This window comes from Eubacterium sp. An11 (genome assembly GCF_002161065.1).
Classification (GTDB): Bacteria; Bacillota; Clostridia; order Lachnospirales; family Lachnospiraceae; genus Anaerobutyricum; species Anaerobutyricum faecale.
This window is the reverse complement of record NZ_NFLV01000005.1, coordinates 165569-190282: the sequence shown is the minus strand read 5'-3', so window position 1 is coordinate 190282 and position 24714 is coordinate 165569. Positions and strand designations below refer to the sequence as shown.

At 47.8% G+C, this 24714-nt stretch carries 23 protein-coding genes; 17 read left to right on the top strand and 6 right to left on the bottom strand.

The genetic code is table 11. From position 1 onward, the window contains the following. Window positions 1-43 precede the first annotated feature (43 nt). The 7 genes from B5E53_RS06350 (at window position 44) to B5E53_RS06320 (ending at window position 8329) form a co-directional block, all read left to right on the top strand. The gene (locus tag B5E53_RS06350; RefSeq protein ID WP_087313227.1) at window positions 44-709 is read left to right on the top strand and encodes a hypothetical protein; all 666 of its coding nucleotides are present in this window, start codon (window positions 44-46) and stop codon (window positions 707-709) included. Then, window positions 699-2006 (top strand): ATP-binding protein, encoded by a 1308-nt coding sequence (locus tag B5E53_RS06345; RefSeq protein ID WP_087313225.1) that lies wholly within the window; start codon window positions 699-701, stop codon window positions 2004-2006. The genes B5E53_RS06350 and B5E53_RS06345 overlap by 11 nt, the downstream gene beginning before the upstream one ends. A 149-nt stretch (window positions 2007-2155) precedes the next feature. Further along, the gene (locus B5E53_RS06340) at window positions 2156-3484 is read left to right on the top strand and encodes a fibronectin type III domain-containing protein (protein WP_087313223.1); all 1329 of its coding nucleotides are present in this window, start codon (window positions 2156-2158) and stop codon (window positions 3482-3484) included. A gap of 268 nt (window positions 3485-3752) precedes the next feature. Then, on the top strand, window positions 3753-3932 hold the full coding sequence (locus tag B5E53_RS06335; protein WP_087313221.1) for a hypothetical protein: 180 nt from the start codon (window positions 3753-3755) through the stop codon (window positions 3930-3932). Next, window positions 3916-4713: a glycosyltransferase family 2 protein gene (locus B5E53_RS06330; RefSeq protein WP_242963542.1), complete on the top strand. Its 798-nt coding sequence runs from the start codon at window positions 3916-3918 to the stop codon at window positions 4711-4713. Before B5E53_RS06335 ends, B5E53_RS06330 begins: the two co-directional genes overlap by 17 nt. 60 nt (window positions 4714-4773) lie before the next feature. Continuing rightward, entirely contained in the window at window positions 4774-7377 is a 2604-nt protein-coding gene (locus tag B5E53_RS06325; protein WP_087313219.1) for a YfhO family protein, read from the top strand. Window positions 7378-7423: 46 nt separating this feature from the next. After that, window positions 7424-8329, top strand: a complete 906-nt coding sequence (locus B5E53_RS06320; RefSeq protein ID WP_087313217.1) for a DUF1002 domain-containing protein — start codon at window positions 7424-7426, stop codon at window positions 8327-8329. Between the two features lie 98 nt (window positions 8330-8427). Here the strand turns inward: B5E53_RS06320 and B5E53_RS06315 are convergent, their stop codons facing one another. Then, window positions 8428-8700 (bottom strand): pro-sigmaK processing inhibitor BofA family protein, encoded by a 273-nt coding sequence (locus B5E53_RS06315; RefSeq protein ID WP_087313214.1) that lies wholly within the window; start codon window positions 8698-8700, stop codon window positions 8428-8430. Window positions 8701-8910: 210 nt separating this feature from the next. On the opposite strand from B5E53_RS06315, the gene B5E53_RS06310 reads away from it, so the two are divergent. The 10 genes from B5E53_RS06310 to B5E53_RS19695 all read left to right on the top strand — a co-directional run bounded on the left by B5E53_RS06310 (window position 8911) and on the right by B5E53_RS19695 (window position 19362). Then, on the top strand, window positions 8911-9783 hold the full coding sequence (locus tag B5E53_RS06310; RefSeq protein WP_087313213.1) for a hypothetical protein: 873 nt from the start codon (window positions 8911-8913) through the stop codon (window positions 9781-9783). Beyond that, window positions 9767-11011: a CpaF family protein gene (locus B5E53_RS06305; protein WP_191531044.1), complete on the top strand. Its 1245-nt coding sequence runs from the start codon at window positions 9767-9769 to the stop codon at window positions 11009-11011. The genes B5E53_RS06310 and B5E53_RS06305 overlap by 17 nt, the downstream gene beginning before the upstream one ends. Next, a complete protein-coding gene (locus B5E53_RS06300) occupies window positions 11001-11741 on the top strand; it encodes a type II secretion system F family protein (RefSeq protein ID WP_162611808.1) in 741 nt (246 codons plus the stop codon). The genes B5E53_RS06305 and B5E53_RS06300 overlap by 11 nt, the downstream gene beginning before the upstream one ends. Beyond that, window positions 11738-13216 carry a hypothetical protein gene (locus B5E53_RS06295; protein WP_087313209.1) on the top strand — a complete coding sequence of 493 codons (1479 nt, stop codon included), beginning with the start codon at window positions 11738-11740 and terminating at the stop codon, window positions 13214-13216. The genes B5E53_RS06300 and B5E53_RS06295 overlap by 4 nt, the downstream gene beginning before the upstream one ends. Window positions 13217-13336: 120 nt before the next feature. Further along, on the top strand, window positions 13337-13540 hold the full coding sequence (locus tag B5E53_RS06290; RefSeq protein WP_343215604.1) for a Flp1 family type IVb pilin: 204 nt from the start codon (window positions 13337-13339) through the stop codon (window positions 13538-13540). Further along, window positions 13540-15186 (top strand): DUF5702 domain-containing protein, encoded by a 1647-nt coding sequence (locus B5E53_RS06285; protein WP_087313207.1) that lies wholly within the window; start codon window positions 13540-13542, stop codon window positions 15184-15186. Before B5E53_RS06290 ends, B5E53_RS06285 begins: the two co-directional genes overlap by 1 nt. Before the next feature lie 167 nt (window positions 15187-15353). Further along, on the top strand, window positions 15354-16277 hold the full coding sequence (locus tag B5E53_RS06280; RefSeq protein ID WP_140401446.1) for a TadE/TadG family type IV pilus assembly protein: 924 nt from the start codon (window positions 15354-15356) through the stop codon (window positions 16275-16277). Between the two features lie 17 nt (window positions 16278-16294). Further along, window positions 16295-16810 (top strand): hypothetical protein, encoded by a 516-nt coding sequence (locus B5E53_RS06275; protein WP_087313203.1) that lies wholly within the window; start codon window positions 16295-16297, stop codon window positions 16808-16810. Then, entirely contained in the window at window positions 16807-18201 is a 1395-nt protein-coding gene (locus tag B5E53_RS06270) for a DUF6382 domain-containing protein (RefSeq protein WP_087313201.1), read from the top strand. The genes B5E53_RS06275 and B5E53_RS06270 overlap by 4 nt, the downstream gene beginning before the upstream one ends. Window positions 18202-18330: 129 nt before the next feature. Then, the gene (locus B5E53_RS19695; RefSeq protein ID WP_242963540.1) at window positions 18331-19362 is read left to right on the top strand and encodes a rhomboid family intramembrane serine protease; all 1032 of its coding nucleotides are present in this window, start codon (window positions 18331-18333) and stop codon (window positions 19360-19362) included. 318 nt (window positions 19363-19680) lie between these two features. Here the strand turns inward: B5E53_RS19695 and B5E53_RS06255 are convergent, their stop codons facing one another. The 5 genes from B5E53_RS06255 to B5E53_RS06235 form a co-directional block, all read right to left on the bottom strand. Further along, complete coding sequence (locus tag B5E53_RS06255; RefSeq protein ID WP_087313197.1) at window positions 19681-20754, bottom strand: ATP-dependent 6-phosphofructokinase; 1074 nt, start codon at window positions 20752-20754, stop codon at window positions 19681-19683. A gap of 96 nt (window positions 20755-20850) precedes the next feature. Then, window positions 20851-21450 (bottom strand): recombination mediator RecR, encoded by a 600-nt coding sequence (recR, locus tag B5E53_RS06250; RefSeq protein ID WP_087313196.1) that lies wholly within the window; start codon window positions 21448-21450, stop codon window positions 20851-20853. Further along, window positions 21450-21803 (bottom strand): YbaB/EbfC family nucleoid-associated protein, encoded by a 354-nt coding sequence (locus B5E53_RS06245; protein ID WP_087313194.1) that lies wholly within the window; start codon window positions 21801-21803, stop codon window positions 21450-21452. Before B5E53_RS06245 ends, recR begins: the two co-directional genes overlap by 1 nt. Window positions 21804-21880: 77 nt before the next feature. Then, window positions 21881-23557, bottom strand: a complete 1677-nt coding sequence (gene dnaX / locus B5E53_RS06240; RefSeq protein ID WP_087313192.1) for a DNA polymerase III subunit gamma/tau — start codon at window positions 23555-23557, stop codon at window positions 21881-21883. 72 nt (window positions 23558-23629) lie between these two features. Then, window positions 23630-24616 (bottom strand): phosphotransferase, encoded by a 987-nt coding sequence (locus tag B5E53_RS06235; protein WP_162611807.1) that lies wholly within the window; start codon window positions 24614-24616, stop codon window positions 23630-23632. Window positions 24617-24714 lie beyond the last annotated feature (98 nt).

The following is a 24714-nucleotide window of genomic DNA, read 5'->3' as shown; positions in this document are numbered from 1 at the left end:
CATCAGACAACGGGAGAATATACAGCAGGAAAGGGGAAGAACAATGTTTGAGTTTTCGTTGCTGAAAAGTCTGTTTTTTGAGATGGACAAATATAAAATGGAGGGGATTACCCAGACAAAAAAGGGAAAGTCCACCTACCGGACCAAAGAGGTCCATTATGAAAACGTACCGGAAATCACGTCCATTACTTCCGAGGAGAGGATTCTCCCCTATGTGGACCGATATTATTTCTACGTTAATGAGGAGCGGCTGCCGGCAGATTTGAAACGGCCGGAAGTGAAGCAGGTTATTTATGAGTTCTATAAAGAACATTTTCCAAACTATCTGAAAGACGGGATTCCGGAGGATCTGACCGATGTGAACATTCTGGACTGTTTTGAAGTGTTCAACATGCCGGATTACCGGCCGAAACACGCGTTTCCGGGACTGGTGACTCTGGAAGATATCCGAAACGGCAATATCCATGACGAGGATAAACCGAGGTTTTCTTTTCCGGGACTGGAACTCTACGGAGGAAAGCGGCGGGAGGAGGGCAAGCCTTCGGTGGCAGATTACGAGGGCTATACCGCTTTTGACGGAGACCGGGAGAGCGCCCGCAATAAAATTGATGAGATGAAAAAGCAGTTCGCCTCCCAGCTGGACAGCCTGAATGTGGACGGAATGCTTGATGACATATTAAAAGAGGAGGACCCGGAACATGTATCGTGAAGTATCGAAGCTGATTTTATACCGGAATCTGGGAGAGGACAGTATTCTGCGGAGGCTCTCAGACATTTTCAAACGTTTTGACAGCTGCCATTACCGCAGCGAGGAACTGATCACGGATATTTACAGAGAAGTGAAAAAGCTGCTGGATCTGGCCACCACCTATGGTTTTGACAAGAACCTGTGGCATAATTATCTGACTTTTGTTCTCATCACCAATGAGAATTCTTTCAGTCTCACCTGTGAAAAAGTGGGCGCCAGCGAGGGAAGCACGGTGAATCATTTTGCGAAAAATGACTTTGAGGCATTTATTCATCTGTTCCACTATGATTTTCGCCCTATTGAGGAGACCCTTGGTATAGACTGCTTTTCAACCCTGCTCAGTTATAAGGCGGTGGCGAAGCAGGAAAGAATGTACAATAAAAATGTCAGCGAGAAAGTCCGTGCACTTTCTGATGTGCTGGCGGCAGCGGAAAATGCAGATCAGTTTTTTGACGCGGTGGTGAACTTCTATAAAGAGTACGGCGTGGGAATGTTTGGACTCAATAAAGCGTTTCGTATTGAGGAGAGAGACGAGATGCCGGAGCTCATACCGATCAATAATCTTGATAAAGTGGTGCTTGACGATCTGACTGGTTATGAAATTCAGAAAAAGAAGCTGGTAGATAATACGGAGGCTTTCGTCTGCGGAAGAGCGGCCAACAATTGTCTGCTGTTCGGCGATGCGGGAACAGGTAAATCCACAAGTATCAAGGCAATCTTAAATGAATATTATGACCGTGGACTGCGGATGATCGAGATTTATAAACATCAGTTTAAATATCTGTCTCAGATTATCAGTCATGTGAAAAACAGAAATTATCGCTTTATTATTTATATGGATGATTTATCCTTCGAAGAGTTTGAGATTGAATACAAGTATCTGAAGGCGGTCATCGAGGGAGGAATGGAGACCCGGCCGGACAACGTGCTCATTTACGCTACTTCCAACCGGCGCCATCTGATCCGGGAGACATGGAACGACCGTTCCGATATGGATGAGGAACTGCACCGCTCCGATACCATGCAGGAGAAATTATCTCTGGTGTACCGTTTTGGTATCACTATCAACTTCTCCAAGCCGTCTCAGAAAGAATATTTTGAGATTGTCCGCAATCTGGCGAAAAAATATCCTCAGATTACTTTATCTGATGAAGAACTTTGCGCTCAGGCAAATAAATGGGAGCTGTCCCATGGGGGAATTTCCGGCAGAACAGCACAGCAGTTTGTCAATTATCTGGCCGGACAGGTACAGAAATAACTGTTTTAAAAACTGCTGCAGGTAAATATCGGGAAGAATAGAAATTACATTTTCAGACCACATTTCCATGGTAAAATGTTACAGAAAAGTTACAAACTCATATCAGATTTAGTGGAAATAAGTCTGGAATAAAAAAAGGAGGAGGTATTATGATGCAGTTGCGATGGAAAAGCAGACTTTTTGTATTGCTGGCAGCGGGGGTCCTGGCCTGCGGCATGGCGGGTTACTCCGTGAAGGCAGCGGAGAATACCGGCGGTACAGACGGAACCGCGACGACCACGCCGGGAGAGACTACGGACAAGATTGATATTTCCGGGTTTGAGGTCGCTCTGGCAAACAGCGAGTATACATATTCCGGAAGCGCCATCACCCCGGAGGTTACTGTCAGGGGCAAGGTAAAAGAAGACGCGGCGGCAGATGACCAGACGGGAACCGGCGATAGTTCCGATGACAGCAGCTCGGGCAGCCAGACAGCTGATTCCAATACCGGCAATGACGGGCAGGATGTCGATACCGGCAGCGGCGGTGCCGGCGGACAGGAGGAAGTCAGCGGTTCCGGAGAAGAAACAGAAAAGACTTTGAAAAAAGATACCGACTATACGGTGACTTATAAAGACAACACGAATGCCGGGGAAGCCACGGTAACCGTAACGGGAACAGGAGAGTATACCGGGACGGTAACAAAAAAGTTCACCATCAACAAAAAAGATATCGCCGACTTACAGATGGAAGGCAAGGACAAGGTATACCGGGGCAGCCCGATCAACGCCGATGTGAATATGTATTATAATAACGTGAAGCTGGTGCGCGGTACGGATTACCGGATAAAGGATTATGTCAATAATGAAAACGTCGGAACGGCATCCGCCACGGTAAAGGGGAAAGGAAATTATACCGGGCAGAGGACTATGACCTTCGAGATTTCGGCAAAGAACATTTACGAACTTTCCTACACGCCGGATCTCTCCAAAAAGACCTATACTTATACAGGACAGGCCCTGAAACCGCAGGTGAATTTCACCTTTACAGTGACAGGCAAACAGAACGCGGTGCTTGGTCAGAAAACACTGGTGGAAGGCGTTGACTACACGATTACCTATGCAGATAACAAAAAAGTCGGCGTGGCAGGTGTCATGGTCATTGGAAAAGGAAATTTCAGCGGATCCCGGATTATGAGCTTTAAGATTCGGCCGCAGGACACCAAGTTGAAAAAGCTGGTGAAAGGCAAGAAAAAGCTGAAAGCAAAATGGGCCAAAAAGGATAAGCAGGTAACCGGATATGTGGTGATGTGTTCCACGAAAAAAGATTTTTCTTCTAACGTGAAGAAAGTGAAAGTAAAGAAAGGCACGACAAAATACACATTTAAGAATTTGAAATCGAAAAAGAAATACTATGTTCGGGTGCGTACCTATAAGAAAGTAATGGGAATTACCTATTATTCCAGCTGGTCCAATGTGATGAAGATTAAGACAAAATAAATAGTGGTCAGGCGGACCGGACATTCCAAAGAGAAAAAATAACCCCCGGTAAATGAGAAATTTACCGGGGGTTAGCACTTAAAAAAAGGAGGAAGCCCATATGCCTGAACTTATGGGCTTCAAAATATGAAAAAAATCTTTAGCCACAAGAAATAGAGGGATTTCTTTGTTGCTGACTGTAGTATAATAAAAAAGTATGTCCTGATTTTGAATTGTTTTTGAACAAACTGTGAAATAAATCGAAGAATATAGATATAAGGAGGATATTATGGGTGTTGTGATCGGAAGAATGGACAGCCAGGTGGAAAAAATCTTTCTGGGCAATAATTTAACAAGAAGTACAAAAAATTATGATACACTGCTGCAGGATGAGAATCTGCCGGAAGAAGAACGAAAACGGATACTGGCAGCACAGAAAAAGAAAGAAGAAGATGACATTATATTGTAAAGAAAATGCCGGCAGCAAAGATGTTTCCGGCAGATATTTATGGGAGGGTACCATGAAGATATCAGTGGCCATGGCATATTATAATGGTGGAGAATATATAGAAGAACAGCTTTCTTCCATCCTGGCGCAGCTGGGGGCGGAAGATGAAGTAGTCGTGTCGGTGGACGCGGCGTCGGACGGTTCCGGAGAGATTCTTGAGCAGAGAGCCCGGGAAGATTCCAGAATCCAGCTTTTGACGGGGCCGTCAAAGGGAGTGGTGAAGAATTTTGAGAATGCCATCACCTATTGTGCCGGCGATATTATCTTTCTGTCTGATCAGGATGATATCTGGAAAGATGGAAAGGTGGAGAAGGTGATAAAGGCTTTCCGCAGGTCCGGCGTCATGGCAGTGCTTCATAATGCGGAGATTATTAACGAAAAGGGACAGAAAACAGAAGAACTGACATTGTTTGAAATGCGGAACAGCCGCAGCGGACTATTGAAAAATTTTCTTAAAAACAGTTATATGGGATGCTGCATGGCGTTTCGAAGGGAATTGCTTCCGGTACTGATCCCTATACCGGAGCAGATGTATATGCATGATTACTGGATTGGAACGGCGGCAGAGCTCTGCGGCGGTGTCGGCCTTCTGAAAGAGCCGCTAATCGGATACCGGAGACACGGGGGAAATGTGACGGATCTGAGCCACGGGGGCATCTGGTTCATGTTGAAAAAGAGAATGAACATTCTGCGGTGTCTGGGCATTTTGAAAAAGAGGATAAAAAATATGGAGAGATTATAAAAAGAGAGTCAATAAATGACATCGTAAGGAGTAAGAGAACTACATCATAAGGAGAAGAAAATGGAAATCAAAAAGAAATATCTGTTATTGCTGTCTTTTTTCATTCCTCTGGCGGTGATGACTGCCTGCATGGCAATCTTTCAGGTGGGACCTTTTGGCAGTAATTCTTTTCTGATCATTGACGGTCTGCATCAGTACATGCCGTTTTTTTCAGTGTTATATGATAAATTAAAAGAAGGCGGAAGTCTGTTTTACAGTTTTCGGGCCGGGCTTGGAATTAATTTTTTGTCATTATTTTCTTATTATCTTTCCAGTCCGCTGAATCTGTTTATCCTGCTGTTTGACAAAACACAGCTGAATATGGCGGTCAGCCTTCTGGTGGTCCTGAAGATCGCGTTGTCCGGGCTGACGGCAGGTATTTATTTTACATCAAAAACAAAAAAGCCGGGTATCACAGTTTTAGTCTGTTCGGCAGCCTACGCTTTAAACAGCTACATGGTGGGCTACTGCTGGAATGTTATGTGGCTGGATGCGGTGATGATTTTTCCTATTGTAGTTATGGGAATTGAGCGGCTCATAGAAAAAAGAGACGGCAGATTATATGCGGCGGCGCTGTTTTATGCACTGTACTGCAATTACTATATTGCGTTTATGATCTGCATTTTTGCCGTGATCTGGTACCTCTTTTATTCTTTCCGGAATTTCAGGCAGTTCTTTTTCAGAGGAATCGCTTTTGCTTTTTATTCTGTGCTGGCGGCAGGAATGGCGGCTGTGCTGCTGATCCCGGCTTATATGGGGATTAAACAGACGGCGTCCGGCGCAGATATGGGGCTGCCGGAACATGGCTGGCAGACAGGATTTGCGGATCTGATCACCAGACAGTTTGACATGGCGTATCCGGTAAGCCATGATAATTTTGATGGCAATGCCAATCTGTATGTCGGGGTTTTTGTGGTTTTTGCGGTGGTATTGTATCTATTCAACCGGGAAATCCGGCTCCTGGACAAACTGAAAAAAGGATTGCTGCTGGTATTTTTTTATCTGAGTTTCAGTGAGGATATCCTGAATTTTATCTGGCACGGTTTTCATAATCAGTATGGGATTCCCAATCGATTTTCGTTTCTGTTTGGTTTTGTACTCACCGCCATGCTCTTTGAGGTGTTTGAACACAAAGACAGTATAAGAAACTGGCAGGTGGTGCTCAGTTGTCTGGTAGGCGTGAGTCTGCTTTTTGTCAGCAGAAACTGGGCGGAGTCCCCGCTGGATGACGGTATGTACGGCGCAGCGGGTATGCTGATGCTCCTTTATGCTCTGATCCTTTTTGTGATGAGCTTTGATCAGAAGCACCGGAAATGGCATGTGACTGCGTTCAGTGTGGTGGCAGTGGCTGAAATGTGTGTGACGGCGGTGCTGGGCTTTGATTATGTGGGACAGATCAGCGTGCCGAAGTTTTTCTCCGGCACGGAAGATATGGAAGAAGCAGTAAAAAGTCTGGATGACGGCACATTTTACAGGAGTGAGCTGGCGGACGCTAAAATGGTTGACGAGAATGCCTGGTATGACCTTAATGCGGTGGGGCTGTTTGGTTCCACGGCCACAGACGGTATGGTGCGGATGATGGATTCGCTGGGCTTTTATACGGGAGCCAATGAGTATCTGTATCAGGGTGCAACGCCGGTGACCAATCTGCTGCTGGATGTGCGGTACATTTACTATCATCCGGAGGATGAACTTTATACAGACTTTGTTTATAAAGATACCTTTGGGGATTTTGATGTATATGAAAATCCCACAGAGGGGATGTCCATTGGATATATGATTAACAACGATATCGACCAGTGGTTTTATGAGAGTGCCTACCCGTTTCGGGTGCAGAATGAATTTTGTGCTTTCGGTTATGGGATTTATGATATTTTCGACGGTCTGGATATTCCGGACCCGGCGGTCACCGGCTGCACGGCTGAGAGAACCAATGATGGAGAGTATTACTTTGAATATGAGGAGTCCTCGGAGGATAATATGGTGTTCTCTGTTCCTGTGGAGAAGGATATGGATGATCTTTACATTTTCTATGACGGTACCCAGGTGGAGAACGCAGAGATTTCTGTCAATGGCACTGTGGTCAGACAGGGAGATATTGACGGGTACATGCTGCCCATCGGACAGGTGGAAGAGGGAAGTGTGCTGACGGTGAAATTTGAGCTGAAAGGGGAGACTCCGACGGGATATGTCCGTCTTTCAGCGGCCGATTTTAATTCTTCCCTGTATGAAAGTCTTGCGAAGAACATGACTTCTCAGGCGTTCCGGATTGAAAAAATGACGGACCGGTACATTTCCGGTAATGTTGATGCGAAAGACAATCAGAAATTGCTTTTCTCCATTCCCTATGATAAAGGATGGAAGGTGCTGGTGGATGGCGAACCGGCGGAGACGGAGAAAATAGGCGATGCCTTCCTGGCTGTTGCTCTCGAACCGGGGGAACATCAGATATCTCTGACATTTACACCGTCCGGTTTTTCGGCAGGATGGAAGATATCGCTGCTCAGTTTTGGAGTCTTTATTCTGATATGCCTCAGTTCTCCCTGTATCCGCAGAAAACGGGAAGAATGGGAACTGCGAAAAAATACAGAAATACCGGCAGATGAAGAGCTGGCGAATCTGTGATACAATTCGGGAAAAGAAAGCGGAATTAAGTCAGGAGGTTTTAGGTATGAAAAGAAGAATAATTAAAGCATCAGCGCTGGCCTTGGCGGGAATCCTGCTGTGTCAGACACCGGTTTTTGCCGACGGAGTGGAACAGCCGTATCTGTCTCTGGGAGCAGATTTGAATAAGGAGGAAAAACAGACGGTGCTCCGTCTTCTGGGAGTGAATGAAGCGGATCTTGATGATTACAGAGTGGTGCAGATTACCAACGCCGATGAGCATGAGTATCTGGATAATTATCTCAGCGCTTCCGTTATCGGAAGCCGGGCACTTTCCTCTGTTCTCATTGAGAAGACCAGCAAGGGCAGTGGAATCAATGTTACCACTAAAAATATCACCTACTGTACAGAAGGGATGTATGAAAATGCGCTGACTACAGCGGGTATTGCCGATGCTGACGTGGTAGTGGCCGGGCCGTTTAATATTACGGGAACGGCGGCTCTGGTGGGTGCCATGACCGCTTATGAGGATATGACCGGGGAGACGATCACGGAAGAGAGTAAGGACGCAGCTACCAATGAGCTGGTGGTGACCAGTGATCTGGCGTCATCTCTGGATGATTCAGATAAAGCAGAGCAGTTCCTGGCCTTAGTAAAGGAAGAGGTCGTGGAATCAGATATCAGCAGCGTGGATGATATCACGAAGATTGTGGAAGATTGTGAGGATAAGCTGCAGATTGAACTGACAGAAGAACAGCGGCAGCAGATTGCGGAACTCATGGAAAAGATCAACAGCCTGGATCTCAACGTCAACGAGCTGAAAGAACAGGCGTCCAATATTTATGATGAGCTCAGCAAACTGAACCTCAACACGGAAGGTATCTGGCAGACCATTAAGGATTTCTTTTCAAAAATTCTCAGTTTCTTTGGGATCGGACAGGATACTTCCGCACCGGAGGCGACCACAGAGTGATGCCTGCGGGCAAAGCATCCCCCTGTGTCTGTCCATCGGTATTTTTCAGGCCGGATGGATGCGCAAAGGGATGATTTGGAATGGACAGCGGGCGGATATTATAGAAAACGCAGCAGATTGGCTGCGTAAGCCAGCAGAACGCCGGGAATGCCCAGAAAGAAGGAAAGGGCAAGGGTGATCAGGTTAACGCCCAGATGGGTGGCAACACCCCGGATGGCGCAAAAGGCGTTGAACAGATAGATGTAGGACAGACCTGCGGCGCCTCTCCCGAAAAAGGAGAGGAGCGCTGCGGGTCTTTTTTTTATGTAAGAGATGAGATAGATGGCCAGGGCGGCAGCAGAAAATAAAAAGATGATCTGATTCTGATTCATAAGAGATTCCCTGTCTTTACTTGGTACAGCCTATGCGGATTGCGGAAAAATATGCTGTGGAATCCGGGGAAAATGTATCGGGACAGAAAATGAAAGATCCTGGAAAAAATTAGAAAAAATGTAAAATACTAATAGACAAGAAATGATATTTATGGTATAGTGTCAGTGGGATAACAAAGGAGAATGGAGGACGGAAGAAGGAGGCAGTCTATGTTTACAATGATAATCGGAGAGGAAGGAGAATATGGACGCCGTCTGCGCAAATATCTGGAAACACACTGGACAGGTTCCCTCCGGCTGCACAGTTTTACGAAGCCGGAGACTCTCCGGGCATCGGAAGAGGAAGCAGACTGTTATCTGCTGGAGGAAGGATTCTTTCACAGTATGCAGGAAGAAGGAGAGCTGCCGCCGGATTTTCCGGCAAGATGTATCCTTATTTCCGGAGAGGAAAGAGAAGATTGTTTTTGCCGGTATCATCCGCCTGATGAACTGATTCGGATGATTGAAAAGAGGAGAGCTCTGCTGGAAGCTGCCGGAGGCAGAGGCGGAGGGATGGTGATCGCTCTGTATTCTCCAGTATTTGAGCCGGAGCTTGAGAGGATCGCGGCGGCAGGCATGAAGCCGGGAGATCTTTACCTTGGTATGGAAGACGTGGGGGATCCACGGAGTGAGAACAGGAATATGGGAGATTTGTGTTATTTTATCGGTTTAAGGAGCAAAGATATGGCTGCCATGGTGAAAGAAGCGGCCAGAGAGGAAGATGGTATCTGGCGCGTGGATTCGCCGGGGCTGTACCTTGATCTGCTGGAACTTATGCCGGAAGAGTATCAGTGGTTTTTCCAATGTCTGAAAGAGAGTGGAGAATATGGAGATATATATGTGGGACTCGGCAGTGGAATTTTTTCTCATCTCCCATTGAATATACTGTTTGACCGTCTGTTGATCATCGATTCCAGGAGTCACCGGCGTCAGCATTTCGCCTGCAGCTGTCTTGAGCGGGCGATGCAGTCAGAGAGCCGGCGGTTCCATGGTATTTGTGAGCGAAGATATCGGGAGGAGATTGTGGATGCGGCCGCTCAGTAAGCAGGAGCTCCGCGGAAAAGTGCTGGCAGGACTCCGCGGATACGACCGGATGACGGACGAGGATATCTACAGAGAGATTGACCGGGTCATTCTGGAAGCAGGGCACAGTAGTTATGGTACACTTTTTGAGAAAAAAGAACTCCGGGAGCAGCTGTTTCACTCCATACGAGGATTTGATGTACTGGAGGAATATCTGCGGGATGATACAGTGACAGAGATTATGGTCATTGGTGCATCCAAGATCTTTGTTGAGCAGAACGGTATTTTGAAAAAAACGGATCAGACATTTTTTTCTGAGGAGGAAGTATATCGGCTGATAGATCAGATTACAGCGCCGCTGAACCGGATTGTCAACGAATCGGTGCCCATTGTGGACGGGCGTCTGCCGGACGGTTCCCGGGTGCACGTTGTGCTGCCGCCGGTATCCCTGGAAGGACCGGTGATCACCATTCGGAAGTTTCAAAAAGGCGGCATGACCATGGAGCGACTGACAGCCTGCGGAGAGTTTCCGCCGGAGCTTGCGGCGGTGCTCGCCTGCCTGGTGAGGGGCAGATACAGCATCCTGATCAGTGGTGCCACCAACTCAGGAAAGTCTTCTCTGCTCAATGCACTGGCCGGTTATCTTCTGCCTGATGAGAGGATTATTACCATTGAGGATTCCGCGGAACTGCAGTTTTATCATGTGGATAATCTGGTCCGTCTGGAGACGCGCAACGCCAATGCTGAAGGAGCCAACGCCATTACCATGAACGATCTGATCAAGGCCAGTCTCCGCATGAGACCGACCCGGATTATTGTGGGAGAGGTCAGAGGAGAAGAGGCCGGTGCCCTTCTCAACGCTGCCTCCACTGGTCACAGCGGCTCCCTGTCTACGATTCACAGTAACTCGTGCAGGGATGCTCTCCGGCGTCTGGAGACAATGGTTCTCATGGGAATGGATATTCCTCTGCGGGCAGTGCAGGGGCTGATCGCATCGGCGATGGATATTCTGATTCATCTGGGACGGCTCTCCACAGGACAGAGAAAGATACTTGAGATCTATGAGCTGCTTGACTTTGACGGGCAGGAATATCAGATGAACCCTCTGTTTCTCTATGAGAGAGGGGAAGACGAGGAAAAAGAAGGGAGGCTTGCGGCCAGGGGCAGGCTGGCCCGGACCGAACGACTGCGGGATTATGGGCAGATGCATGCCTATGCACAGGCCATGGAGGTGTTTGATGCGAAATAAAACAGGCAGAGACCGGTGGAAGGATTGGGCTGTGACCATCCTGGCCGGCGAGGGAATCATCGCTCTGCTGGCTCTGGTCGGCTATGACAATCTGCTTTGGATGCTGCCATTACAGATTCTTCTTTTGCCGGTCCATAAAGTGTTAAAGGACAGGAGAGCGCAGCGCCGGAAGCAACAGCATATTCAGGGGTTCCGGGAAGTACTGCAGTCGCTGATGACTTCGCTGCAGGCAGGATATTCCCTGGAGAATGCCTGCCGGGTCTGCCTCCGGGAGATTTCCGGACTGTACCGTTCGGAACATCATCCGACGGTGCGTCAGCTGCAGAGAATCGTCCGGGGACTTGAACTTCACCGCACGGTGGAGCAGGTGTTTATGGAGTACGCACAGGAATCGCAGGCAGAAGAGATTTATGAGTTCGCTGTTGTACTGCACATAGCAAAAAGTACCGGGGGTAATGTGGTGGACATCCTGAAGAATTCCATGGAGCATCTTCAGAATAAGATGGAGGTGGCGGAGGAACTTCAGGTCAGTTTGAGCGGGCGTATTTTCGAGAAGAACATTATGTTGCTCATGCCTTTGGGCGTACTGCTTTATCTCCGTGCGGCCAATCCGGGGTATGTGGACAGTCTGTATACGATACCGGCGGGTAACCTGCTGATGACAGCGGTAATTGCCGGTACGGTGTTCTGTTTTTTCTGGACAGAAAAGATTATGGATATCCGCATGTGATACGTGGACTGGAAGAGAAAGGGCAGCCGGGCTGCATGGAACGGAAGTCACAGTACCGCAGTGTAAGCGGTTCCGGGAGATCTGCCCGGAGTGATATGACAACATTAAAAAAGAAAAGCAGGGATTTTTTGCGGATACCGGTGGTATTTTTGCTTGGAAAGCTTCCGGAGAGACTCCGGACGATGCTGACTGCCAATATCAAAAAGAGAATGGACGGGCAGTATGTAGAGACGGAAGAGCAGACGAAAAAGAGAGCAGAGGAATTTCTCATTGGAGAAGGAATCCTGATTTTCTGGGGGATGGCCCTGCTGGCAGTGATCATGGGAAGTATTGCAGCTTACCGCTTTTTGGAACCTGGAGATCTGATTTTTGAAAGGAATTCTTTCGGCGAGGGGGAGAAGGAAGTTTCTGTGGTGCTGGAAAAGGAGGATCAGAAACGGGAATATTCTCTTATCCTGAAAGAACAGGAACTGTCCGGGCGGGAGGAGAACTCTTTGCGCAAAGAGTTCTTTCACGAACTGGAAGAACAGATGGCAGGGGATAACACATCCCTGCAGAATGTCAGACAGGCATTGTGTTTTGAGGAGGAGCTGGATGGCTGGCCCTTTTATATCACTTATCAGCCGGCAGAACAGGGATATCTGCAGCTGGATGGAAGTCTGGGGGAGAAAAGTCTCTCCTTAAAGAAAGGTGACATCCTGCATACGAAGGTGTCTGTGACTGCGGAATACGGTTCTTATATTTGGAACAGAACTTTTGAGATACAGGTTATGAAGCCGGAAACAGAGAAGAAAAGCTCTCCTTTTACGAAAGCTGTGGATCGTCTGAAGGAGACAGAAAAGGAGACCCGGGGAGAGAAAACTTATACGGTGCCTGCTCTGGCCGGAGGAGTCCGTGCCGGAAAGAAACAGGATTTTTCTCCGCTTAGTGTATTGATGTTTGGTGCAGTTATTCTGGTGCTTTTATTGCTGCGCAATGTCTCGGAGTTAAAGAACGGGGAAAAGATGTGCAGGAAAGAGACCCTGAGGGATTTTCCAATGATTGTTCACCTGTTGGCCCTGTATATGGGAGCCGGACTTTCCTTTTCCTCCGCAGTGCACCGGATCAGCGTGGACTATATGTCCCGGCCGGACAGAAAGAAAACCTATGCTTTTGAAGAGATTCTGCGTATGGATACCTGTCTGAAGCTGGGAGAGGGACAGCAGGAAGCGTGTATGCAGTGGGGAAAGAGATTTAAAGAGCCGGTATATCAGAAGCTTTCGCTGACAATGCTTCAGGTAATGGCCAAAGGAACGAGAGAAGGAAGAGTGCTGATGAATCATATGGAACAGGAAGCTTTCCGCCAGAGAATTGATCAGGCCAAAAAAGAAGGCGAAGAAGCATCTACCAGGCTGTTGTTTCCGATGATCGTGCTGCTGGGCATGGTGATGCTGCTGGTGATGTTTCCGGCCATCGTCCGTTTCCAGGGATTTTGAGATAGGAGGAGAAGGCAGCAGAAGCATATGCTGTGGAGACCCGGATAATCTGGTGTACATCAATGCGGCGGATATTGGAACAAAGTGACAGACAACTGTAGCGTGAGGAGGGATAATGCTATGGCAGCTTTGAAGAATATATATACCTATTTCAGAAACCGGGTTTATATGGCGGCAGTTTCCGAAGACGGCATGGGTGTTGTAGAGGTGATCTTAATTATCGTGGTTCTGATCGGTCTTGTAATCATCTTCCAGACCAATATAAAAAGTGTAGTATCTACTATTTTTTCCACCATTGAAAACAATGCCGGAAAAATACGCTGATGCTCCGGCAGGAGGGCGGGCAGGTTACTGTTTTTCTGGCTCTGACTTTTTTTATACTGCTGGGAGCGGCGCTCTGTGTGCTGGAAGGTATGTACAGCTACATGGAATCTTCTTTGGCGGAAGACGCCGTGAAAGGTGCAGGAAATTATGTTCTTGCCAATTATGACCGAAATCTGTTTGAGCGGTATCATCTCTTTTTTCTTGATCCACGAGAGAGAGAACGCATGGAAACGGATGGAAAGGAATATCTGGCGAAATATCTTGATAAGAAGAGTTTCTTTCGGTTTTCCTGCCGCCGCCTGGACATCACAGATGAGAAAACGGCTGTGGATGAGGATGGGTTGTATCTGAAACATCAGATTCGTGAGTGGATGAAGTACTGGGAGGTGGCGAAAGCTGGAGAGAGCCTGAAGGAGCTTTTAGAATCTGCCAGAGATGCGCGTACAGCAAACTCTCTTGCCAAATCGGACATGGGAGAGGCGGAATCAGCCATCAGGGAGTCGGAAAATGATAATGGGCAGTCGGGACAAAACGGCGGAGAGCCGGATGCCGGAGGACAGAGCGGCAGTGCAGCAGACGGTGCCGGGGGGCAGAATGACGGTACGGCAGCAGGTCAGTCCGGCAACGAAAATAACGGGAGTGCCTCGGATCACGACAAGGAACAGACCGGAGGAAAGACGGGAATACAATGGAAGGATCTGAGGGAGCTTCTGACGAATATCACCCGTTCAGGAATTCTTGTGTATGTGACAGACGATGTGGGGGAAGTATCGACACTGTCTGTGGATACTGAAAATCTCCCCTCGGTTCAACGGGTATCGGAGAAAGAAGCGGCGGATTTCTTTTCCGGAGCGCTGTCTTTTTTAAAGGTCGACGAATGGAAGAAACTGCTCGGAGAGATTCGGACAGAAGAAGGCGGTAGTCGGGTGCTGGCGGATGAATTTTATCTTCTGGAATATATTGAGGATAATTTTGCCAGTTATGTTGATGAGAATGATAAAGTGGAACGTGCGCTTAAGTATGAGACGGAGTACCTGATCGCCGGCAAGGCGTCAGATATGGATAATCTGAAAGCGGTGGCTGACCGGATATTGTGTCTGCGTTTTTTGTCAAATTATATGTACCTCTCACAGAATAGTCAGTGGAAGGCCGCCTCAGGCAGTGCGGCGGCTGCTCTGACAGGAATCCTTGGATTCCCGCAGGCCAAAAAAGCGGTGCAGGTGCTTCTGACAGCAGCAGTCAGTTTCGGTGAATCTATGCTGGATGTTCATGCGCTGTTTACCGGGGAGGAGGTTCCTGTTATGAAAGATGCCTCTACCTGGAATCTGACATTGGAAAATGCGGTATCACTTCTCAAAAACAGAGGGCCGGTGAAAAAGGGAAATGTAAATGCGGATTATGAAGATTATCTGAAGCTGTTTCTGTTATCCAGGATGGAAAGAAGTGCGGCGTTGTTCCGGATGATGGATATTATGCAGCTGAATGTTGCGCTGGAGGAACCGGGCTTTTTAATGGAAAAAGCGTTATTTGCCTTTCGGTGGGAGGCAGAATTTTCCTGCGGCGGCTGGTTTACTGTTTTCCCTGGTACCGGGCAGAGCGGAACAGGCGGGTTTACGGTGGAACTGGATCGAATGAACAGTTATTGAGTGAAGAATAAGGTGTGTATGGGAGGATTTGCCGGAGGAAGGCAGATATTGCAGGAATCCGGCAGATTCCGCCCGGAAGGAGGAGGTGAAACCGAGTGCTCTTCATAAAATACAGAAAAGGAAATTCCTGTCATGCAATACGTGTTGTAGTAAAAATAATAATTTTTATGCGGTCTCTCCAGGCACGAGTCAAGGTATGGCTTCAAAAGAGAAAGGGAGCACTCCGTTTTGCTTCCTGTGAAGGTTCCGTCACAGTGGAAACGGTGCTGGTTCTTCCCATTTTTTTATGGGCGGCAGCCGGGCTGCTGATGCTTGGTAATCTTCTGATGACAGAGGCCAAGATCCAATATGCCTTGTCAAAGACGGCGGATGTGTATGCTGCCCGGAAAGCGATGGAAAGTTTCCGGAAAGATTCTTCTGACGGCCGGAAGACGGAAAGCGGACAGGCAGGGGGAAAGGTGGCAGGTACAGGAGATGTTTCCCGGAAAGTAAAAGATATGGCCCGTTCCATGCTGACAACAGCCGGACTGCAGGCGATTTTTTCATCGGTATATGAGGAATCGCCGGTGGACAGCAGTTGTCTGTCCGGCGGCCGGGCAGGCATTGTATTATCGGCTTCATTATCCGGAGATGAAAAGGAAATGGTGGAAATAAACGCAGTCTACTGTTTAAAGATAGATATCCCTTTTGTAGGGACGTATTCTTTCCCTAAAAAGGCGGCGGTAACACAGCGGATTTTCAGTGGCTATACGGAGGGAAAAGGAAGTGGGGATGGCTCCGGCAGAGGAGGTTCGGGTGTCGTGTATGTGACTGAACATGGAAGTGTATATCATACCAGTCTGTCCTGCAGTCATATCTGTCTGCGTATAAGCGGAGGTAATGTAGAACGGATACTGAAAGAAAAGAAATATCATGCCTGTGATAAATGTATTGATGACGAAGAGGCACCACCTGTTCTTTATGTGACCAGATATGGAGATAAATATCATTCCTCTCTGTCCTGCAGCGGCTTGAAGAGAACGGTCAGAACAATTCCGAAAGAAGAAGCGGAAGGAATGAAAATGTGCAGCCGGTGTGCAGCAAAACAGTGAGAAGGGAGGATGGCAGTATGCTGGACAAGATCGTAAAGGAAGAGAAAGGGATGATGACTGTGGAGGCGGCAGTGATCATTCCAGCCATATCTTTTATCTTGGTGGGAATTGTATTTTTGTTTCTCTTTTTTCTTGATATGTCAGCGGTGAAAAGTGAGGCAATGCGTGTTGCCGGGGAGGCGGCGTCCTCCTGGAAGACAGACGGCAGTCTTGTTACCGGAGAATATGATGAACATGCGCTGCTGACGAGAAATATTTATTTTCTGGTGACCGGCAGCCGGAAAGCACTGACGGCGGAAGCAGAGCAGAGGATGACGAAGAGAATAAATGAACGATTGCTGATCACCAGAGTGGATCAGAGTTCCGTGACGATCAATATGCAGAAAGTAAAGGCAGAAGCGGAACTGCATTTTCGCTGGCCTCTTCGAGGTGTGGAGAAAATGATGGGACAGCTGTTATCTTTTTCCTGTACAACAGCATCTCCGGTGGATTCCTGGGAAGAACAGCTGAGATTGGGGGCAAGTTTACGATGAAAATAGAAAAAGAAGGACTGCGCACTTACAGAGTGGCGGCATCCGTACAGAATGAATATTTTCTTGCTGTGGAATATCAGACCATTCGATATAATCATCTGGATACTCTTCTGCCTATGCTGATCCGGGAGCAGGATGGAACAGTAAAATTGCTGTATGATATATCTGAAGCCAGAAGTCTGGCAGAGTTATCTCAGGAGAATAGTTCTCATGGCAATAATTTTTCAAAAGAAGACTGCAGGTGTCTTCTGAAAAGTATACAGCAGTTGCTAAAAGAACTGGAAGAACTTATGCTGTCACCCGTCCACATTGACTTTTCGCCGGAATGTATTTACCGGACAGGAGAAGATGAATTCCGGTGGATGTACTGCCCCGATGAGGAATATGACATGGGACGGGAGATCCAGCAGTTTTTCTCCTGGATGTTGTCAGAAATCAATTACGGAGATTCGGAGACGGTGCGGTATATTTACCATGTCTACTGGCTCATGAGAAACCGGAGTTTTTCGGAGAAACTTATCCGGGAATGTCTGGATTATGAGGACGATGCCCCGGAGATTACTTCTTATGAAAGTTTCTTCGCTCAGGAGATTGCCCGGGAGAATTCTGCCGCGGAAGTTTCCACAGATGAGAGAAAGACGGACAGAAGCTCTGATGGACAAGGACAGGCAGTCGGAAAGGGGGAAAAGAAGCCGGCAGAACAATGGGATGGCCGGCAGAAAAGTAAACTGTTTCTGGCAATGGAGATTGTGCTGATAATTGCCATGGCTTTAGCGGGAGTGACAACTGTGATGATGGGTGTTTACCTGTTCGGGCAGGGGCAATTGCCTTTCAGGAATCGGTATTGGATTGGAACAATTATTATAGTTGTACTGCTGGCAGAGGGAGTCTTTCAGATACACCGGAGAAGAAATGGGAAGAAAGATCGGCATGGGGAGAAGCCTGACGGGAGGAAAAGGATATATGATACGATGGAGCCGTCATGGAATTCTTCGAATCCGCCATTATCCCGGGATGTGGCAGAAACGGAAGAGGGAACCGTCCGTCTGGATGCCGGACGGTTGAGAAGACAGGCGGTATTAAAAAGTGAGGAGTCAGGGGAATTGTTTCCTTTGCAAAGTTTTCCGTTTTATATCGGCAATGAAAAGGGGCTTAACCAGCTGACAATCTATGATGAGACGGTGAGTCGGAAACATGCGGTCATTGACAGAGGAGCGATACCCGGCATGTACCTGTTAAAAGATCTGCAGTCCACCAACGGAACCTGGGTCAATCATATCAGGGTAGAAGGGGATGCGGTGGAACTTAGGGAGGGGGATGTGGTGCAATTCGCGGTACATGCGTACCGATTTGAGATATCAGAGGATTTTGTGTCAGTGATGCAGCATTAGAAAAACAGGCTCCGGAAACAATATGGAATCAGAGAACGGATCAGTTTACAGATTTTTAATTTGCTTTTTTATAAAATCCGGCTATAATCATTTTCATGATACTGTGGTAATGCTTATATTGGAGGTAACATGGATTTTATAAATGAGCTGCAGCGGTTTCTTGCCGGACAGGGATTTAAGAGACTGCAGGTGGACGGCGGCCTGCTGTGGATAAAAGATAAAGAGAAGAGAATAGAATTGATTGAGATTATACCTGAGATGCTGCCGGGACAGAACCGGATGCCAGTAAGCCGTCAGGAAGAGAGAATTCAGAAGTTGGAGAATCAGTTGATGATACGGTTTGGAAAGAAGACGGAACGGCTGACATTGATGCTGTTTCGGGGACTGCCCGATGAACGCACGGTGGAGGAGATTACGCCGTATCCCAATATATGGTGTCTGGATCAGAGTGGCGCAAGGGTGCTGATTTATGAGAATCAGAGAGGTGATTTCTATGGAATGAAAGCCAGGCTGGAGCAGTTCATGGATGCATACCGGACGACGGAACAATCCATAGGAAGGAAAGAGCTGCGCCGGATGTTTCGCCCGGTAAATACAGCGCTGGTTGCCGCGAATATTATAGTATTTCTGATATTAAGTCTGATGGGCAATGTCACAGATGCGTCTTTCATGGCGGAGCATGGCGCTATGGTGTGGGCGGATGTGGTTGATAAGGGAGAGTTTTACCGACTGTTTACATCCACTTTTATGCATTTTGGCGTGGATCATCTGGCACAGAATATGCTTATTTTATTATTGATTGGCTCCAGACTGGAGAGAATTCTTGGCAGTGTCCGATATCTGGCAGTATATCTTGGCTCCGGTATTGCCGCTTCGGCAGCTTCCCTGTTTTTTACACTGGCAAGAGATCCTTACACGGTATCCGCAGGAGCGTCCGGTGCAATTTTTGGAGTCATGGGCGGTTTGCTGTTTTTGGTGCTTAAGGATATTTTTCAGAAGAAACGCCGGCGGATGGAAGAGATTGGCCTGAGCGGAATGATTTTCGTCATCGTATCGGCGCTGTCCTATGGGTTTACGACTACAGGAGTTGATAACGCAGCCCATGTGGGAGGCCTTGTATTCGGATTTATTCTGACAGGAATATTGTCGATTCGGAAATGATTTTGTCAGAACTTAGTAAGTTTTCAAACACACAACGTTCACAAGTTTTCTTTATACTATAACACGTAAGATTAATTCTTATAAAAATCCTCTCCCCTCATAATGGATTTTGGCAGGCTGCTTCGGCAGCCTGTCGTTCTTTTTGTGCGATAAATCCGAAGAAAGGAAAAGGAACTTTCTTTCTTCGACAAAAAATCCTGACAGAGAAATCTCCGCCAGGATTTTTTAATATTGCTATCCAAAACACTGGTCTGTGCCGGTGTCGAATCGGAAATATGCATGCCGACGGTATGCGGCGGCAGCTATTTTGCATAAATATCAGTCTCCGAAAGAAATACCAAGAATTTTGGCCTGTTTTACGATCTGGTCGTCCGGGGAAACGTATTTCAGTTTGCCGGCAGTCTCTTTCAGAGGGATGGAAGATATATCATAACCTTTCATGATAACCATCTTGCCGTAATCTTCATTGTGGATTAATTCAGCGGCAGCGGCACCCAGACGGCTGGAGATCACACGGTCAAAAGGAACCGGGCTTCCGCCTCTCTGCATGTGACCAGGGATGGTGACACGTACTTCCTGGCCGGTTGCTTCCTCAATCTGTGCGGCCAGTTCATAGCCCACGGTGGAATGCTGACGCTGTGCCAGTCTCTCTTTGTACTGTTTCTTTGATAATTTGGCATCTTCTTTGGAGATGGCGCCCTCTGCCACAGCCAGGATTGTGAAGCCTTTACCCTGTTCAGAACGGCGTTTGATGGCTTCGATGACGTGATTTAAGTTGTAAGGAATCTCAGGAATCAGGATAACGTCCGCACCACCTGCGATGCCGGCGTGCAAAGTTACCCATCCGACTTTATGGCCCATCAGTTCCACGATGAATACACGGTCGTGGGAAGCAGCGGTTGTGTGGATGCAGTCGATGGCGTTGGTTGCGATATCAACGGCACTCTGGAAACCGAAGGTCATATCTGTTCCCCAGAGATCATTATCAATAGTTTTTGGAAGGGATACCACATTTAAGCCCTCCTGGCTTAACATGTTGGCAGATTTCTGGCTTCCGTTTCCGCCCAGAACTACCAGACAGTCAAGATCCAGATATCTATAAGTGGATTTCATGGCTTCCACTTTGTCAACGCCGTTCTCATCAGGAACGCGCATTAATTTAAATGGCTGTCTGGAAGTTCCGAGAATGGTACCGCCCCGTGTCAGAATACCGGAAAAATCTTTAGGAGTCAGACGTTTGTAGTTACCATAGATCAGACCTTTGTAACCGTCTTCAAAACCGTAGAATTCCACATTGCCTTCCAGATGTGACAGGCCTTTTACAACGCCACGCATGGTGGCATTTAAGCTCTGACAGTCTCCCCCGCTTGTTAACATACCAATTCTCTTCATTGTACCATTTCCTTTCTTTTACGTGAGTAATCAGTAAAGTCCGGGATGTGGACAGGCCACGATCCCGTGGTTGATAAGTGAAATATTAAAGGTTAGTTATAGCTCAATTCGTCCATCCAGAGCCCGCGAGAGAGTCACTTCATCGATGTATTCCAGTTCGCCGCCGATTGGGACGCCGCTGGCGATTCGCGTAATCCGGATACCCCTTGGCTTGACCTTCTTTGTGATATACATGGCGGTTGCCTCGCCGTCCAGACTGGAGTTGGTTGCCAGGATCAATTCCTTGACCGGAGTCTTGTCCAGGCGCTCTTCAAGTTCTTTAAATCGGATGTCGTCCGGGCCTTTTCCGAGACTTGGAACAAGGGTGCCCTGCAGGACATGATAGACACCGTTATATTGTCCGGTTTTCTCATAGGCGGCCAGATCCTGAGTGTGTTCTACCACCATGATGGTGCTGTGATCCCGTTTGTCACTGGCGCAGATCGGACAGATCTCCCGGTCTGTCAGTGTGCAGCAGCATTTACAGTAGCGGATATTTTTCCTTGCGCTGACGAGAACCTCAGCCAAATGTTCCACATGCTCTTCCGGCATGTTGATAATATGAAATGCGAGACGCTGCGCGGATTTGCTGCCGATACCCGGCAGACGACGCAGTTCTTCGATCAGATTGGTAACCTGAGTTCCGTAATAATTCATCAGAAGCCAAGACCTCCGCCCAGGCCGCCAAGACCGCCGGTAAATTTGGCCATCTGATTCTGGGAATCTGTTTCCATGGCACGAAGAGCCTCATTGGTGGCGGCCATGATCAGATCTTCCAGCATCTCGATATCGTCAGGGTCAACGACTTCTTCTGCGATTTTGACAGCGGTGACTTCTCTTTTGCCGGAAACGGTGACGGAAACAACGCCGCCGCCGGCAGAAGCCTCATAGGTCTTCTCTTCCAGAGCCTGCTGGGTCTCTGCCATCTGTTTCTGCATCTTCTGTGCCTGTTTCATAAGATTATTCATGTTTCCCGGCATTCCGCCTGGAAAACCTCCTCGTCTTGCCATAATAAAAAACCTCCATAAATAATATAATAAAGTAGCAGCTGGTTGTAACAGCTGGTTATAAAATAAATCTGAGGTAATTATTCAAAAATTACCTGTTGATGGATTTTGCTCAAATCGATAAAATTAGATGGATGTCCGCCGGTATCATGACTGCGGACGGAACATTCAAATTTCACCCGTTTTCCGGTCTGTTCAGCGACAATATCGGACAAAATGCCCAGGTTATGCTGGTGATTTCTCTCGAAATAATTCTTTTCGATATCGTCACGCTCAAAAATCAGCTGAATGATACTGCTGTCTTCTGAAACAGCGATACGCGCTGCCTGAAGAAACTTCTGCATTGGCATAGCAGTTTGTCCCACAATGGTATTCCAGCTGGAAGCGATGGCCTTTAAATCAGCGGCCTCGGCCGGAGAAAAGCGCTCCTCCAGAGCTGCCGCGGCGTTCTCAGAAGCGACTGCAGAGCTGCCGCCCGGACCTCCCGGGGTGCCATCACCTAAACCAGCGGAACCTCCCGGGCCAAAAGCTGTGCCCATGCCGCCGGTTCCCGGAATGCCTGCCGCACCGTATCCTCCCGGACCGGCTGCCTGGACCGGAATACCCTCAGCCATTTTCTTTTCCAGCATGTGTACCCGTTCCAGAAGGCTTCCGGAATCTGTTTCCATCTGTGGAGTGCACAGGCGGATAAATCCCACTTCCAGAAGAATCCGCTTCTGGGTGGCATTCCGAAGCTGACCGGACAGATCAGACAGAACCCGGATAAAGCGGAGCAAAGTGCTGGTTTCGATCAGAGATGCTTCTTCCTGAAGGGCGGCGATGGATTCTGTGGACAGATCAAGAGTGTCTTCCATGCCGTTTTGATCTTTGATGATCAGAAGATTACGCAGATACCAGAGAAAATCTGCCAGGAATTGGGATAACTCCCTTCCTTCCGTGATCATCTGATCCACAGTATGCAGAACGGCAATGGTATCCTGCGCCAGAATGTTTCGGAGAAGCTGACTGAAAACTGCAGTGTCTACCGTGCCAAGCACTTCAAGAACATTATCATAGGTAAGAGTCTGATTCAAATAGAAGGCAATACACTGATCCAGCAGACTTAATGCGTCACGCATGGAGCCGTCAGCAGCCCGGGCAATGTATCGAAGCGCCTTTTCCTCCGCCGGAATCCCTTCCTTTTCCATCAGATGCACCAGATGATTGGTGATGGTATCGATGGAAATCCGCTTGAAATCATATTTCTGACACCGGGACAGGATCGTCACCGGAATCTTGTATTTCTCTGTGGTGGCGAGGATAAATATGACGTAGGACGGCGGTTCTTCCAGTGTCTTCAAAAGTGCGTTGAAAGCGCCGGAGGAAAGCATGTGTACCTCGTCGATGATATATACTTTATATTTACCCTCAACTGGAGAGTACTGTACCTGTTCCCGTATTTCCCGGATGTGATCCACGCCGTTGTTGGAGGCGGCGTCAATTTCCAGAACGTCCAGGGAACTTTGATTGTTAATGGCCTGGCAGGACGGACACTGGTTGCACGGATTGCCGTCCACCGGATGCTGGCAGTTCACCGCCTTGGCAAAAAGCTTCGCAATGGATGTCTTTCCGGTTCCCCTTGTGCCGCAGAAAAGGTATGCGTGACCGATTCTGTCGTAAATGATCTCATTGCGCAGGGTCTGCACGATGGCATCCTGACCCTGTACCTCATCAAAATCGTTCGGGCGCCATTTTCGATATAAAGCCATGTAAGCCATGAAAATCACTCTCCCTTGTAAATAGTATCTATACCCGAACATTTTAGCATATTTACATAAGAATGACAATTTTCATTTCAACAAATACCGGGAAAAATACTGTAAAAAATTCTTCCGTTCCTGATTCTGCTCAGGGATTTTCTCCAGTTTTTCCAGCATTTTTGGGGAGATCCAGCTTTTCCTTCGGTTGTAGTATTGATTGGAAATTTTCCAGAATTTCTCCGGATATAAAAAGAGAAGATAGAGAAAGCGCAGACTGCTGCCGTCCAGGGGAAGATATTCAGAATATCCGGCAATTCCCCGCTCAAAAAGCCTGCGGTCATAGTGATTTTTTTCCATGGTTTTCCGCAGGAACAGATAGAGATCCATAAGATAAGGCTGATAACAGATGGATTCAAAACCTACTGTTGCCACAGAACCGTCCGGGAGGATCAGGATATTATGATGATGATAGGCGCCGTGGCAGACGCCGCAGGCAGGAGAGTCATCCTGTATATCCATCTGCTGCAATGTATCAAGAGCGTGAACGGCTTCCTCATAAAAGGCATGGAAATATTTCATGTAGAGGAGCTCAAAAGACTTCTTCTTATTGAGCCGGCCAACATAACGCCGGATCGTCCGCAGTTCCTGATTCCGTCGGGCAAAAAGAACGGCGATGGACTCGGTGCGGGGGTTTTCAAAGGGAATGTCAGAGATGCCGGCAGAGATTTTGTGCAGCCGGGCCAGGTTCCGGCAGGCGGCGTATACATCCGACTCGCTGTGCAGATCGCATTCCCGTCCGGAAAAATAATGTTTTAAGACAAAAGGAGTATGGTAGCGGTCATAAACCACCAGACTGTCTTCTTTAGAAATAAAATACCGGTCTGTCAGCAGAAAACCGGCTTCGGCCAGCTTTTCTTTCCATTCGTATTCGATGGCCAGCTTTCGGAGGGAACTGTGATATTCCTTCAAAAGGGCAAGCCCCTGGTCTGTCTCGCACTGAAAAGTCCCCCGGCTCCGAAAGGTGGAAAGGACCTTCACATCATACTGCTCCAATAATTCACGGTACTTATCGTTCACAACAATCCCTCCAAACAAAAAAGCAGGTTTCCGGTAGCATGGTCTATCCTATGACCGGCACCGGAAGGTTATGACAGAAAGTAAGAAAGGAAAACAGC